The sequence below is a fragment of the Rhodoferax sp. genome, assembly GCF_028688795.1.
GTDB lineage: Bacteria > Pseudomonadota > Gammaproteobacteria > Burkholderiales > Burkholderiaceae_C > Rhodoferax.
Window position 1 is genome coordinate 16742 of sequence record NZ_JAQTXM010000039.1, and the last position, 14211, is coordinate 30952.

Genomic DNA, 14211 nt, shown 5'->3' on the forward strand with positions numbered 1-14211 from the left:
CGCGCAAATACCGGGCGAGCTTGCCAAAAGACGACAGTGTCTGCACTTAACTTGCCCGGCGTGATTAAGGTCGCACCATCGCCAATTTGATACCTTTTCAACATCTCTTGAATACTTATAGAATTCACTTGTTCACCTCTAGTCGAACAAATTCGCCATGCCCAAAGAAGTACAAATGTCTATCAAGATGGAGTGGTCGCTACGCAACCAGTTCATGGCGGCAGCAGCTCTGAAGCATCGGCCCGCCGCACAGATCGTCCGTGACCTATTGCGTCTTTAAATCGCATAAAGCGAAACGCCCAATGCACTGACCGCCAGCACTCTTCTCAAGAGCGATTACCTCGATGCCGATCCTGGCGCTGTGAATTTTTTGAGAAGCTCGGATTTTTGTTACTTGCAGGCGATCAAAGTCCGAAACCTTCATCCATGTTTATTGCTGTTAACCAGATCGCATAACCAAAAGGGGCTGGGCATACGTGCTATTAAAAATAGTAGCTACCCAGCACCTGCACCGCGCGGCGGTCGGGCAGAATGCCAAATTCACTGGTCTGGTTACCGATGTTCTGCTGGAGTTGCAAAGTCAAATCAAAGCTCGGCCAGTGGTGACGCAATTCAACCCATGCCAGACGGCTGTCGTCGCCCGGGTTCAGTCGCAGGTAGGCCGTCAGGTCCAAATCCTTGAGGATCAGACTCTTTTGTGTAACGTAAATCAGGTAAGCCTGACGCGGTGCCAATTCCTGGAGCCGCAGTGCCGCACTGAGGTAGGCCAACTGAGTCAATGGCGCGACACCCAAAGCCGCCCAGTCGGTTTGATTGAGGCCAAAACCGTTGTATTGGTATTCAGCAGTTAACGACAACTTACCCAGCGTGGTGTAGGTCACACCACCCACAAAACGGTTGCGTGTCGTTGAAGCGCTGGGTATAGCCAAAGCGCGATTAAACAGGCTAGGCTCACTGCCACGGGTAAATTCCATGTGTGCGGTGGCTGCATCTGACAGTAGCGCGGTCATGTTGAAGCCCACCGTGGGTGAGTTGCCACTTTCCTGATACAACAACGCTTGACTGCTGACACGCTGCGAAAACTGGGTGCTGAGCGCCAGCAAGTATCGATCTCGGTGGTTGGTGGATCCCAGGTCAAGGTTCCAGCCGTCAGTGCTGGGGTTATCTGCCAACTTTGGGGAAATGGCCAATGACAATGCGCCGCCAGCCCACAAATGTTGGCCACGCACCATGACCGTGCCCAGCCGATTTTCACGTAGCGCAAAGGGATCTGCTGTGGTCAAAACGCGCAAGCTGCCATCACGAAAGAAGTCGGTCGGGTTGTAGCCGTAGCCTGGGCCATATCGCAAGTTGATGCGCCCAAACTCTAGCACCGAACTTCCGCCCTCAGGCTGCCAGCTCACATAGGCTTCACGCAGGCTGTTGACTGCTGCATCTCTACCCGCAACGGCTGGGTCAAAGTAATCGAGCCGGTCAGATACCACACCGCGTAGGCCCGGTGCCAACTTGGCTGAATACGAAAAATCAACCGAAGCGCGTCCGATGTTGCGGCTGTCTTGCAAATAACGCTGGCTGGCATTGCCCACTGCGCCTTCGACAAACAACTTGGTGTTGCGCGGCGTCTCGGGGGCGGCTTCAGTTGCACTTTCCAGGCTCAGGGCGTCGAGCTCTGCATCAGCGGCAAAGGCAGGCAGCGCAGAACCAAAAGCCAAGACCAAGCCGCAACACAGGGCAGAACGGGTGAATAGACGCATTGGCTTAATCCGGTTGAAAGCGGGGTAAAAAATCGCGCTGCATCCAGGTGTCTGGAATGGTGCGCGCTACATAGTCTGACAACCGCATGATGGTGACTGATTGCGGGTTGAGGCCGTCAATGATCACAGTCTCGGTGGGGCGCTCGGCGCCAAGTTGCAACTGATAGCGACGGTAGTAGGCGGTTTTGAGCAATCGTGTGGACTCGGCAAAAAAACGGGCCTTCAGAGGTCGGTTGTTTTCAGCGTCAACCCACATTTCGATGCTGGCATAGGTGACACCCTGAGACACAGCTGTAAGCAACAGTTTGTGTGCCATGCGCTTGCGGCGCTCACCATCCTGAATTTCCTCCTCACCCACCAGCATCGGTTTGTAGTCCTTGGCAAAATTCACCGTCGCCACATCACCGTTAGAGGCTTGCCCCAGCAAGCGTTGTTGCGGTGAGAGGCGTACGCTGGCTTTGTTGGTCGGGTCGTAAAACCACATGTCGTTGCCGTTCTTAAGCATCAACTTGCCAGCGTCGCGTGCGGGTAATACAAAACGGATCAGGCTGGCGAAGTCGCCGCCTTGCTGCTGGGTGCGTGAATAACTGGTCAGGGTGCTGGTGTCGACTTGTTTGCCCGCCTGAAACTCAGTCAAAGTCACGGTCACGCTGAAGGACTTGCCAGGGTTGCGAATGGCGTCGCTGGCAGCAAGAATCTCTTCGGCGCTTGGTGCAGCCCAAGCTGAGCCAACCCCGACCAGCAAGGTGAAAAGTAGTTTAAATATGAATGTCATTGCTTTAGTGCCTTTGTATTTCAAACGTGACGCAAGGCTTCAACGACATTGAGCCGGGCGGCACGGTAGGCGGGCCACCAGGCCGACAGAACGGCAATGCAGATGAGCCCGATGGTTGTGCCAATGAGCATTTGGGTTTCACCCCAGACTCGAATCGTCAATGGCACCGTTTCCACATTGCCTGGTGGCAGCCAGGGTATGTCCAGACGATTGACAACGATCGAGATGACAAGCGCTAACAACATACCAAGCACGGCGCCACACACACCAAGCAACGCCCCCTCAGTAACAAATAAATTCCGAATTCCGGCACGCCGCAGGCCAATTGCACGCAGTGTGCCAATTTCAACCGTGCGCTCAACCACCGCGGTATTCATAGTGTTGCTAACCGTGAACAAGACAATGCCCCCAATGAGCAAAAAAACAAAGCCAAAGATGGTGTCGAACATCTGCGCGGTCTGGACATAAAACGGATTCAAAAATCTGAAATCAGACACAACCAGAGGTTGGTTGACCGAATATTTGGCCAGTATGGGCTTGAGGCGATCCTGGGCCACCTGTATCTGATCTGAGTGACGCAGCTGAAGGACGATCGCCGTCACCTTCGGTTCAGATTTCCCGTAGATCAGGCGCTGGATCTGCTCAAGATGCATCATGACCGAGATTTCATCGAGCTCTTTGACGCCCAGGTCTTCTGCACGAATCACATTCAACGACGTGACATTTGGTGCACCGCGGGAATTGACGACCAAAACCTCAATCCTGCGCGTACTCGCAATGGGAACACCTGACCCAGCCGGGGTCTCCTGCAGGGTGAGTTGCGCAATGTCGTCTGGAAGCGCTGCCCCATCAGATGTCGGCTGTGAATCTGGCGCGGGGCAATTGGGAATCTTTAAGGAATCGCACAACTGAAGCACGCGAGCCACACCAGTCCCCACGGTCGCGGAATCAGCCGCAGACCCTTCCAGTGCCGACACGGGTGCTTTTGAACGCAAATTAAAGTCATTCCAGCTGCGCATGCGATTGATGTCCGCTGCAATAAACCCATTGCCAATGATGGTGCGGGACACACTTGCTACATAGTTGCCGGCAATGCCACCAAATTGCAAAGTCGGGGTGACGACCAGCGCCATTTTTTTCAATACCTCGTCATTTTGGATGTCAGCCAAAATCTGGGTGTAGTCGTTGATACCGTAGGCAGATGGGTTGCCGCTGCCATAGAGGTAAAAATCGCGGTGTTGGATTTGAAGGTGGCCTCCACGCTGCACGATTCTGGTGTGCATCTCCAAATTGATGTTGCCGCTGAACCCGCCAAACAAAAGGATCGACGTCGACCCAATCGCCATCGCCAGCAGCGTAGCCAGTGACCTGCGCCGGTTGCGCAGCAAATTGCGCAACGCCAGTGACAAGGTCATCATGACGCGCTCTCCAAACCTTTGCGGCGAATGCCGCGAATCATGCCGTCTTTCAAAAAGATGGTGTCGTCTGCGGCCCTGACCACCTCGCGGTCATGTGACGAAAAAATGAACGAGATTTGATAACGCTCGGCCATGTGGCGCATCAGGGCCAAAATGGCGGCACCGGTCTTGCTGTCCAGATTGGCAGTAGGCTCGTCGGCAATCACCACCTTGGGTTTGCGCGTAAGCGCACGGGCAATGGCCACGCGCTGGCGCTGCCCACCCGACAACTGGCCGGGGAGGTTTTTCGCCTTGTCACTCAAGCCCACGGCTTCGAGCAGCTTGGGCACGCGGTTGCCGCGCACTTTGGCAGAGGCCCCGGCTAGCAACAAGGGGTATTCCACGTTCTCATAAGTGCTCAGCACCGGCAGCAGATTGAAGTTCTGAAAGATAAAACCGATATTTTGGGCGCGAAAGTCTGACAGGTCGTCATCGCTCAACTCCCCTACCCGGCAATTTGCCACGGTGATGTCACCGGTGTCGGGCTTGTCTATGCAGCCAATCAGGTTGAGCATGGTTGTTTTGCCGCTGCCCGAGGCGCCTGAGAGCACGGTAAACCGGTTGGGCCTGATCAGCAGGTTGATGCGGGTCAACGCCGGCACTTCAACCGCATCAAGATGGTAAATCTTGCTGACGTTGTGCAGGATGACCGAGGCCGTCTCTGGGTTGTTCACCAGTTGGGTGCTTGAATTCATTGACGGGCCGATGTCTTTCGTGATTGAGTCTGGAGTTTACCCATTTCAACTTCAAATTTGGCTGTTTCTGGGCGCCCGGCGAGAATGCTGTGGCAGCTACTTTTCTTGTAACAACGCCAGTATCTCCCGAGCCCATACAGGAAAATCAATGCACGCCGAGTTGATGCCGTGTTGAACCCAACTGAATCACAACCCGGCATCGATTTGCCAGCCATCATCAGCGCACCGGCCATATTTCGGACTTCGCCTTGAAAGAGCAGGCTCGTCGCCACACAACGCCAAATCGAGTTCGGCGTCCTGCGCACTGCCAGTTCGCCTCCAGTTGCTATCCACCCCGCCTCACGGCGCCGCAGTCTCTTTCGGCTACAGAGCCTTGGCTGACCCTGACACAGTCTTTCACTGTGCTGATGTCGCTCCTTCACGGGCGCACTCACCCCGCCAAAGCCGGGGATTTTCATTTTTTAATTAATCATGAGCGACAACTTCATATTTATGCGGTGTTTTATCGATATAGACCAATGAAATAAAGCGTATGAAGCTATTTTTACATAGCAAAATTGAATGGGGTCGGAAAAAGATTTTGCGTAAATCTTGTTTACAAGTACGGCCAATAACCGTACGATTCATCAAAATTCATCAAGGAAAAATCATGCCTGCAGCAGCACTTAGACCCGCCAGGATGGAACTCAAGACGACTACAGAGGCCAAGCAGTTGCTCAATCAAGCGGCTGTTTTGGATGGTATGGACCTGACCGCTTTTGTTCTTGGATCGGCCATCGAACGAGCCAGAAAAGTAATAGCGGATCACGCCCTAATTTCCCTCACGCTCAAAGGTCAGTCGGCCTTGGCTGATTTGTTGAACAATTCACCTCAGCCAACACAAGACATGAAGGCTTTGATGAGCCTGCCGGATTTCCCGTCGCACAAAGCTGGATGAGCATCGAGTTCTCATACCTCGACCCTGGCAAGGTCTACGCAGGTAGAAAGCAGTTTGATTGTGAACACGCTGCCATCAATAAATTTGTTCACGACAGCCTTGTTTCTCAGGTCAAGAAAAACTTAATTGTTGCCAATGTCCTGACTGACTCGGACCATGGTGATAGGTTGGTTGGTCTTTTCACAATTGCCAACCACACCATCGACGCCACATTGTTATCAGACCTGCAGTTGGGCTCGTTGCCAAAACAAATTCCTTGCGCCCGCCTGATCATGCTTGGGGTGGATAAAGCCTACAAAGGTGCTGATCTTGGACGCAGGTTGATGAAACAAGCCTTGTTAATCACAAAACAGGCATCGGCGCAGATGGGCAGCTATGGCCTATACCTGAATGCCGATCCTGGCGCTGTGAATTTTTATAAGAAACTCGGATGTTTGTTACTTGAAGGCGATCAAAGTCCGAAACCTTCACCCATGTTTATTGCGGTTAACCAGATCGCATAACAAAAAGGGGCGGGGCTTATCTTATTTTCATGAACATCACCACACGCACCTGCACGAGCTACGCAAATTTCAACCCGGAACCGACCGGACTCGACCCGGCCTGCTGGGTGAAGGTCTTGTTCCCTGCTGGCGCATCACAGCGCGAACCCCGCCCGACTGACTGCTGCGAGCTGCATTCCACCAGCGAAGAAGCCGCCCAAGCCATCGCCGCAGCCTATGCAACCGACCCCAGACTAAAGGAGATTGTCCGACGGCAGTTGGCAGGTGAAAACGAGCTGAAGCACATTGCAAATCAAGCCGCTACCCAGGAAATTACCGGGCAGGTGCTGGGCAAACTGCGCAAGGGGGGCACGGTGATGGCCGACCACGAAATCATGACTGCTACACCCAGGTGGAATACCGCCCACGAGGCCCGAATGCAGGCCACGACGATCTCAACCGCGTCAAGAGCGAATCCAAAAAACGCACCGGGTTCAGAGGTGCTGACCGTGATCTCAGCGCCAGGGTGACGGCTGCAAAGCGGGTTGAGCTGGCAGCATTGCGTGAGCTGGCGAAGGCTTGCGCCAAGGTGCGTGGCCATCAGAAACAGGTTGATGGCACCCGCCAAAAGCTCTCGATGATCGCCACAGTGACCAACCAGGGCAAGGCACGCTGGATGATCATTGAGGACGCATTTGACTCAGAAAAGCTCGTTGAATTTCTACAAGCTTTGATCAAAGATGCGGGCAAAAAAGTCTTCCTGATTCTGGACAATTTGCGCGTCCACCACAGCAAGGTTGTGAAGGCATGGGCGGCTGAGCGAAAAGACCAGATTGAGTTGTTCTACCTGCCAAGCTACAGCCCGCAACTCAACCCTGAGGAACGTCTCAACGCGGATTTGAAGCAGGAAATGGGCAAGCGGGTTCCGGTCAGAACGAAGGCAAAGTTACGCGAAGCGGCCACCGCGCATATGACTATGTTGGAGCAAACTCCTGAGCGCGTTCTTGGCTACTTTCAGGATCGGCGGGTTCGCTATGCCGCTTAATACTTCACTAGGCCGTAGCAATAATTGGCATTTAATGCCTCTAGCCATCGTACAGAAAGCGCAAGCAGCTACTATTTAGATAGTGAAAGCGTACGATGACCAACAGATGTTTTTGTGGTGCTTGTATTTCATTGTCTTTTGACGTTTAACGCGATGCGTTATACAATCACACTCATGATTCAAAGTTTCAAATGCACTGATACACAAGCCCTGTTTGGCGGTGCATGCGTTGCGCGGTTCGCCAATATTCGCGCGGTAGCCGAGCGCAAATTGCAAATGTTGCATAGGGCAACTCGGCTTGATGACTTGCGCATACCGCCCAACAACAAACTTGAGGCATTAAAGCGTGACCGAAAAGGCCAGCACAGTATTCGCATCAATGACCAGTGGCGTGTGTGCTTTGTTTGGACCGGCAGCAATGCCGACCAGGTTGAAATTGTTGATTACCACTGAAGGAGAATGACCATGACAAAAATCATCAATGGAATGCGGCCAATCCACCCCGGCGAGATTTTACGCGAGGAGTTTTTGCAGCCGATGGGGATGACGGCCCACGCGCTGGCGATGGCGATTCAAGTACCTGCTCCGCGCATTAATGACGTGGTGCGCGAGCGCCGTGCCGTGACGGTTGATACCGCCCTGCGGCTAGCCAAATACTATGGAACCAGTGCTGAATTCTGGATGGGCTTGCAAACCGACTTTGATATGGCAACGGCACGAGCGACTATGGCCGGTGTGCTTTCGCGCATCGTTAGCAGGGAGCCAGTTGGAGAAGTTGCTCACGGCTAGTCCCGCCGGTCAATGGGGGTCATCAAAGGTCAGGAACGGCCCCTGTCCTGCCTGGCTTACGAGTGCAATGTGGAGGCAGTCCGCGAAATCTCGGGAACCCGTCTGTTTGAACAACCACAGCGCTTGTTCCAAAGCCGGCTCTGTCTGGAACTCCAGTTCTGTCACATCCAACAAAGCATTCAGCGCTGCCGTCACCTTCTGCCTGTCGTAGTGATACTTGGCCCGCAGCACCCACTCCACTTCCAGCATGACGGTGACGGTGACAAACAGGCGCTCGCCCTTGTTGATGGTCTCGTCAAACAGCCGGGCCACGACTGCACATTGCGTCGCGTCATCATTGGTCAGCCAGCGAACCAGTATGTTGGTGTCCAGCGCCGCCATTAATCCCCGCCCATCTGCATGTCCGCAATGGCGACATAGCCCTCATTCGGCGGCTTGAGCATACCCTTCAGGTCTTTGATGGACTTCGTCTTGGCCCGCAGCACCACCGTCCCGTCGGGCATTGGGGTAAATGTGAGCCGGTCCTTCGGGTTGATAGCCATTGACTTCCGGATATCGGCAGGAATGGTGATTTGACCCTTGCTCGTCAGTGTGGCTTCAGACATGTGCATCCCCTTACATTTTTGCATATTGTAAGGATAAATGCCTATCAGGTCAACCATGCTATCGTTCTTTACGCAAGCCCACTCCCCTACGATTTGCCAATATAGTTTGACTGGATTATCCGAATTCCCAATGCGCAAAATCCGCACAGCCTAAATCAGCTTAAAGCGCTCCGCCTTTGAAAAAGTTGTGAAAATGCCTAGTTACGACCGACTATTCCCCGCCTAGTTTGAGGGGAGCGCCAGGGCCACGTACCTGGCTTGAGCCCTGAAGATGAATTTTCCTCCAACAAAAAGTCGTTCCCATTACGTTCCCATTACGTTCCCATCAAGGGCAGGAGCGCCTCTTACAGGAATCAGGCCAGACTTAGCAACTCCTTATTGAAACGGCTAGTCACACTTGGCGGCATTGACATCATTTCACTCGAATCGGATTTGCATGGGTCAATGTGAATACAAATTTGTATTCACACCAACGTTCAGTCCATGGGGATGGCGCTTCATGACACAACCATGTAACGCCAGACCAGAGCAGAGCATACGAACCCAATTGAGCTACTTTGTCAGCAGCAAACAAAGCATCTCCTTCGACCATGCGACCGAATTTTCCTCGTACAAAATGCCTTTTTTGAGGATCATGTGGTGAATGCGGGCAGCGCGTGACAAGTCGGGAGTGGCAAAGTCGCGCTGCTCAATGTCACGGTACAGCGCCAGTTTTTCACCATGCCTGGCGATGCGCCGCTCAAGCTCAGGCACCAGGCCCAAATCACCCAGAGCCGCGTCGGCGCGCAGGCGCACCATGAACTCGTCGCGTAAATCCGTGTCACTGGAGGGTTCGGCGGCCCAGCGCAGCAGCTCGGTCTGGCCCGGTGGCAGCACCTGGTAGATGCGTTTTCGGGTTTTGCCGGCATCAGGCGCGCTGAACGATTCGATCCACCCTGCGGCCTCCATGCGGCCCAGTTCACGGTAAATTTGCTGGTGTGTGGCGTGCCAGAAAAAGCCTATTGACTTGTCAAACCGGCGCGCCAAGTCGTAGCCCGAGGACGATTTTTCAATCAACGAGGTAAGAAGTGCGTGTGACAAGGCCATGGCTTGAGTCTAATTGCGGAAAACACGCTATGCAACTGGTTGCATAATTTTTTAAGTTCTCCTAAACTGTGCAACGGGTTGCATAGTGACCCCGGTTAGAGCGCTCTTTTTGCGCCAACATCTAATTTGCACACCACCGCCAGAGGAACAACCATGACGACTTACCCGCACCTGCTTGAACCGATCGACCTCGGCTTCACCACCCTGCCCAACCGCGTCATCATGGGCTCCATGCATGTGGGGCTTGAAGAAGCGAAAGACGGCTTCAATCGCATGGCCGTGTTTTACGCCGAGCGCGCCAAAGGTGGCGTGGGCTTGATCGTCACCGGGGGCATTGCCCCCAATGACCGTGGCCGCCCGATGCCCGGTGGTGCCCGCCTGACCACGCCCGAAGAAGCTGCCAAACACAAGCCAGTCACAGATGCTGTGCACCAAGCAGGTGGCAAGATTGCCATGCAAATCCTGCACTTTGGCCGCTACGCCTACCACCAGGATCTGGTGGCGCCCAGCGCCTTGCAAGCGCCCATCAACCCAATGAAACCCCGGGCACTCACGACTGAAGAAGTGGGCCAGACCATTGACGACTTTGTGCGCTGCGCCCTGCTTGCCCAAAGTGCCGGGTATGACGGTGTGGAAATCATGGGCTCAGAGGGATATTTGCTCAATGAATTCATTGCCGCACGCACCAACCAACGCGATGACGAATGGGGTGGCAGCTACCAGAACCGCATCAAGTTCCCGGTGGAGATCGTGCGGCGCACCCGCGCGCAGGTCGGCCCCAACTTCATCATCATCTACCGCTTGTCGATGCTTGATCTGGTGGAAGGCGGCTCGACACTGGATGAAGTGATTGTGCTGGCGCAGGCCGTGCAAGCCGCAGGTGCCACCATCATCAACACGGGAGTGGGTTGGCACGAGGCGCGTATTCCCACCATTGCCACCAAGGTGCCACGCGCGGCTTGGGCCTGGGTCACCAAACAACTCAAGGGCAAGGTGAGCATTCCGCTGGTGGCCACCAACCGTATCAACACACCCGAGGTGGCAGAACAACTGCTCACCGATGGCTATTGCGACCTGATTTCCATGGCCCGCCCTTTCCTGGCCGACCCGTTGTTCATGCAAAAAGCCGCTGCGGGCAAGGCCGATGAGATCAACACGTGTATTGGCTGCAACCAGGCTTGCCTGGATCACACCTTTGCCGGCAAGGTGACCAGCTGCCTGGTCAACCCGCGCGCTTGCCATGAGACGCTGATCAACATCACCCCGACCACCACCCGCGACAAGATTGCCGTGGTGGGTGCTGGCCCTGCCGGTTTGAGTTTTGCCACCGCTGCCGCGCAATGCGGTTTTGACGTGACGCTGTTTGACGCTGCGGCTGAAATTGGCGGCCAGTTCAACATTGCCAGACAGGTGCCAGGCAAGGAAGAGTTTGATGAGACGCTGCGCTACTTTGGCAAGCAGATCGAATTGACTGGCGTGTCGCTCAAGCTGAACACCCGCCTCAAAGCCACAGACCTGCAGGCAGGTGACTACAAACACGTGGTGCTCGCCACCGGCGTGACCCCGCGCACACCACCCATTGAGGGCATCGACCACCCCAAGGTGCTAAGTTATCTGGACGTGCTGCGCGACAAAAAGTCAGTGAGCCAGACCGTGGCGCTGATTGGTGCTGGTGGCATTGGCTTTGATACCGCTGAATACCTGTTGCACGAAGGCGTCAGCCCCAGCCTGGACAAGGCCAAGTTCTTCGCAGAATGGGGCGTTGACACCACTTACACCACCCGCGGTGGGCTGGCCGCGCCACATATTGAAGCAGCGGCGCGCAAGGTCTACCTGCTGCAGCGCAAGGACAGCAAGGTCGGCGATGGCCTGGGTAAAACCACCGGCTGGATTCACCGCACCTCGCTGAAAAACCGCCAGGTCGAGATGCTGGCAGGCGTGACCTACCGACGCATTGACGACAACGGCCTGCACATCACGGTCAACGGTGAAGAACGCACCCTGCCGGTGGACAACGTGGTGATTTGTGCGGGCCAGGAGCCGCAACGTGAATTGCAAGCCGACTTGCTGGCCGCAGGCTTGAGCGTTCACCTGATTGGCGGCGCCGACAAGGCCGAAGAACTCGATGCCAAACGCGCCATCAAACAGGGGCTTGAGTTGGCCATTGCCCTGGCCCAAAGCAACACACAAGGCCTTGCACAAACCAGCACCCCGCCAGTGCAAGATCCATATGACAAATCAGCTTCTAGACCCCATGAAATAAGCGCTAGCAGCTCTATTAAAAATAGCGCCATGGCCTTTGAAACCCTCAACGTCAGCCTGTCGGACCACATTGCCACCATCCGCCTGAACCGGCCCGACAAGGCCAACGCCATGAACCTGACCATGTGGCACGAGATTCGCCAGGCCTTCAAGTGGGTCGACGCCACCCCGCAAGCCCGTGTGGCCATTCTGGAGGGCGAAGGCAAGCTGTTCACCTCGGGCATCGACCTGCAAATGATGATGGGCATGAGTGACCAGATTCAGAACGACTGCGAAGCCCGCACCCGCGAAAACCTGCGCCAGGTGATTCTGGACTTGCAAGACACGCTGACCAGCCTGGAGCGTTGCCGCAAACCGGTGCTGGCCGCGATCCACGGCGCCTGCATTGGCGGCGGCATCGATTTGATCTGCTGCGCCGACATGCGTTATTGCTCAGCGGATGCGACTTTCAGCATCAAGGAAATCGACATTGGCATGACCGCTGATGTGGGCACATTGCAGCGCTTGCCCAAGCTGATTGGTGAAGGCATGGCGCGTGAACTGGCCTACACCGGCCGCAAATTCGACGCCGCTGAAGCCTTGCAAATGAAACTGGTCAATCGCGTGTTTGACTCATCTGAGGATTTGCGTGCGGGGGTGCGCGAGATTGCGGCAACGATTAGCTCAAAGTCGCCTTTATCCATCAGGGGTGTCAAGGAAATGATCACCTACGCGCGCGACCACACGGTGGCCGATGGCTTGAACCATGTGGCCACCTGGAACGCCGCCATGCTGCTCAGCAGCGACCTGCAGGAGGCCATGATGGCCAGTATGGGCAAGCGCAAGCCTGAGTTCAAGGATTAAGGCTGAGGCAGGCGGTTGCGGTAGCGTCGTGGCCGTTCATGGAACGTCAGGAACTGAGTGCCCAGTTCTCAACAACGAGCCCGGGGTAGTCTTTGAAGTCCGCTTCATTGTTGGTAACAAGGATAACGCCCGAGTTAACGGCATGCGCCGCGATGAGCCGGTCCATGACGTTGCGGCTGCGGTCCCGCACTGACGCTCGCAGTACGCCAAAACTCTCAGCGTCCGATTCCGTAAACGGCAACAAGGGGATTCTGCCAACGAGCATCGACAGGGCGTGTTCGTCCTGCTCTCGGTTTGTGGTTTGAATTTCCAGGCCGGCGCGCAGCTCAGCGTAAGTAACAACGGACATCACCGCTTCACCCTGATTCAGGGCTTCCAGTCGGCGAAGCACTTGGGGCGGAAGGTTCTTGATGAGGTAGATGCAGATGTTGGTATCGAGCATGTAGCGCATGGTCAGCCTCGCGCTTTAGCAGGTAAGGGGGACATACCCCCCCAATCGCGCTCATGCTCCTCCTGGAACTCACGTCCATCTGCCATGAAGTTTGGACTGAACATCGAGAAAATTTTCCCAATGTCGGCCAACGTGTCTTGCGCCACCAAGCGCAGTACCAATGTGTTGCCGACTCGCTCGACTTCAATGTCTTGCGCAGCATCGACGAACCCAAGTTCTTTGGGAATTCGAACGGCCAGTGAGTTGCCGCTTTTGAATACTCTGGTGCGCATGGTTGTTTCCTTTGTAATTTATTGTATATACAGTATACACATGAAGCGAAGCCAATGGCGGTGTTTTGAGAGTTGGAAGTTGACGCACGCGCGGTCACATGTGCAGCCCCGGGTGCTGGGCTTGCCGCACTGGCTGAATGACGCCCTTTTTTTTCGCTATCGCAGGAGCTGCGCTGAGGTCAGGGCAAGCCGCGTACCAGGGCGAGCTGGCGTTAAAGCCCAGGTGCAACAGCTCTTTTTGAATTCCGTCAAGCTGCGCCGGGTCAAGCCCAATGCTCGGCAACACCAGGCGACCGTTTTTCTCGGCTATGCCAATCTGAATGTAGCCGCCACCCAGGTTGTGAAAGTCATTGGCAAAGGCGCAAACAGTGTGCAATACGTCCTCGGGGTTTCAACCTGCCTTGAACTCCAACCGCTCCCACACCACCAGGGAGTCTTTGAGCAAGCCGTTGATGTTGATGGGTACGGACATGGCTGGTGTTGACCAAGCGGTGTGCGCGAATCGTTCACCGGCATTGCTGCGACAAAGTGCAGGGTCGCCTTCGCTGCCACGTCAATTCCATGCTCAGGCCCAAACGGTGAAACTTAGGGTCACCCGTTTGATACACCGTCACAGCGGTGATGGCATGGTGCAATTTTCGCGAAGCGCGCCATCAACCTGGGCCTGGAACTTGCGATTTCGCTGGCCGTAGCCACGACACCCATGCCCGACAAGTCACAAACAAAATCGGCCTCTGGCCCAGATGGAACAAACGCAA

At 55.0% G+C, this 14211-nt stretch carries 15 protein-coding genes and 3 pseudogenes; 8 read left to right on the forward strand and 10 right to left on the reverse strand.

The window, feature by feature from the left end; all coding sequences use genetic code 11:
• Window positions 1-482 precede the first annotated feature (482 nt).
• The 4 genes from PHQ58_RS20620 to PHQ58_RS20635 are packed head-to-tail and all read right to left on the reverse strand — an operon-like array spanning window position 483 to window position 4681.
• Window positions 483-1754 carry a hypothetical protein gene (locus PHQ58_RS20620; protein WP_300115091.1) on the reverse strand — a complete coding sequence of 424 codons (1272 nt, stop codon included), beginning with the start codon at window positions 1752-1754 and terminating at the stop codon, window positions 483-485.
• A 4-nt stretch (window positions 1755-1758) separates the two neighbouring features.
• Window positions 1759-2529, reverse strand: coding sequence for an outer membrane lipoprotein-sorting protein (locus PHQ58_RS20625; protein WP_300115094.1), 771 nt, complete (start codon window positions 2527-2529; stop codon window positions 1759-1761).
• A 20-nt stretch (window positions 2530-2549) separates the two neighbouring features.
• A complete protein-coding gene (locus PHQ58_RS20630) occupies window positions 2550-3947 on the reverse strand; it encodes an FtsX-like permease family protein (protein ID WP_300115096.1) in 1398 nt (465 codons plus the stop codon).
• Entirely contained in the window at window positions 3944-4681 is a 738-nt protein-coding gene (locus tag PHQ58_RS20635; protein ID WP_300115099.1) for an ABC transporter ATP-binding protein, read from the reverse strand. The genes PHQ58_RS20630 and PHQ58_RS20635 overlap by 4 nt, the downstream gene beginning before the upstream one ends.
• A gap of 532 nt (window positions 4682-5213) precedes the next feature.
• On the opposite strand from PHQ58_RS20635, the gene PHQ58_RS20640 reads away from it, so the two are divergent.
• From PHQ58_RS20640 to PHQ58_RS20665, 6 genes and pseudogenes are all read left to right on the forward strand, one after another.
• A complete protein-coding gene (locus PHQ58_RS20640) occupies window positions 5214-5618 on the forward strand; it encodes a DUF1778 domain-containing protein (protein ID WP_300115102.1) in 405 nt (134 codons plus the stop codon).
• Window positions 5615-6121, forward strand: coding sequence for a GNAT family N-acetyltransferase (locus PHQ58_RS20645; protein ID WP_300115105.1), 507 nt, complete (start codon window positions 5615-5617; stop codon window positions 6119-6121). The genes PHQ58_RS20640 and PHQ58_RS20645 overlap by 4 nt, the downstream gene beginning before the upstream one ends.
• A gap of 29 nt (window positions 6122-6150) precedes the next feature.
• A complete protein-coding gene (locus tag PHQ58_RS20650; protein ID WP_300115108.1) occupies window positions 6151-6630 on the forward strand; it encodes a hypothetical protein in 480 nt (159 codons plus the stop codon).
• 80 nt (window positions 6631-6710) lie between these two features.
• Window positions 6711-7145: pseudogene (locus tag PHQ58_RS20655) on the forward strand (IS630 family transposase); the annotation flags it as partial.
• 174 nt (window positions 7146-7319) lie between these two features.
• Window positions 7320-7598, forward strand: a complete 279-nt coding sequence (locus PHQ58_RS20660) for a type II toxin-antitoxin system RelE/ParE family toxin (RefSeq protein WP_300115111.1) — start codon at window positions 7320-7322, stop codon at window positions 7596-7598.
• Between the two features lie 12 nt (window positions 7599-7610).
• Window positions 7611-7934, forward strand: a complete 324-nt coding sequence (locus tag PHQ58_RS20665) for a HigA family addiction module antitoxin (RefSeq protein ID WP_300115114.1) — start codon at window positions 7611-7613, stop codon at window positions 7932-7934.
• A gap of 9 nt (window positions 7935-7943) precedes the next feature.
• Here PHQ58_RS20665 and PHQ58_RS20670 read toward each other — a convergent pair whose 3' ends face one another.
• The 3 genes from PHQ58_RS20670 to PHQ58_RS20680 form a co-directional block, all read right to left on the reverse strand.
• The gene (locus tag PHQ58_RS20670) at window positions 7944-8315 is read right to left on the reverse strand and encodes a type II toxin-antitoxin system VapC family toxin (RefSeq protein ID WP_300115117.1); all 372 of its coding nucleotides are present in this window, start codon (window positions 8313-8315) and stop codon (window positions 7944-7946) included.
• Window positions 8315-8539: a type II toxin-antitoxin system PrlF family antitoxin gene (locus tag PHQ58_RS20675; protein WP_300115120.1), complete on the reverse strand. Its 225-nt coding sequence runs from the start codon at window positions 8537-8539 to the stop codon at window positions 8315-8317. The genes PHQ58_RS20670 and PHQ58_RS20675 overlap by 1 nt, the downstream gene beginning before the upstream one ends.
• 552 nt (window positions 8540-9091) lie before the next feature.
• A complete protein-coding gene (locus PHQ58_RS20680; protein ID WP_300115122.1) occupies window positions 9092-9625 on the reverse strand; it encodes a PadR family transcriptional regulator in 534 nt (177 codons plus the stop codon).
• A gap of 153 nt (window positions 9626-9778) precedes the next feature.
• Between PHQ58_RS20680 and PHQ58_RS20685 the strand changes: the two are divergent.
• Both PHQ58_RS20685 and PHQ58_RS20690 read left to right on the forward strand, forming a co-directional pair.
• Window positions 9779-11797, forward strand: a pseudogene (locus PHQ58_RS20685) (FAD-dependent oxidoreductase); the annotation flags it as partial.
• A gap of 132 nt (window positions 11798-11929) precedes the next feature.
• Window positions 11930-12730 (forward strand): annotated as a pseudogene (locus PHQ58_RS20690) (crotonase/enoyl-CoA hydratase family protein); the annotation flags it as partial.
• A 46-nt stretch (window positions 12731-12776) separates the two neighbouring features.
• Here PHQ58_RS20690 and PHQ58_RS20695 read toward each other — a convergent pair.
• From PHQ58_RS20695 to PHQ58_RS20705, 3 genes are all read right to left on the reverse strand, one after another.
• On the reverse strand, window positions 12777-13181 hold the full coding sequence (locus tag PHQ58_RS20695; RefSeq protein WP_300115125.1) for a type II toxin-antitoxin system VapC family toxin: 405 nt from the start codon (window positions 13179-13181) through the stop codon (window positions 12777-12779).
• 2 nt (window positions 13182-13183) lie between these two features.
• The gene (locus PHQ58_RS20700) at window positions 13184-13453 is read right to left on the reverse strand and encodes an AbrB/MazE/SpoVT family DNA-binding domain-containing protein (RefSeq protein WP_300115129.1); all 270 of its coding nucleotides are present in this window, start codon (window positions 13451-13453) and stop codon (window positions 13184-13186) included.
• A 94-nt stretch (window positions 13454-13547) separates the two neighbouring features.
• On the reverse strand, window positions 13548-13829 hold the full coding sequence (locus PHQ58_RS20705; protein WP_300115132.1) for a hypothetical protein: 282 nt from the start codon (window positions 13827-13829) through the stop codon (window positions 13548-13550).
• Window positions 13830-14211 lie beyond the last annotated feature (382 nt).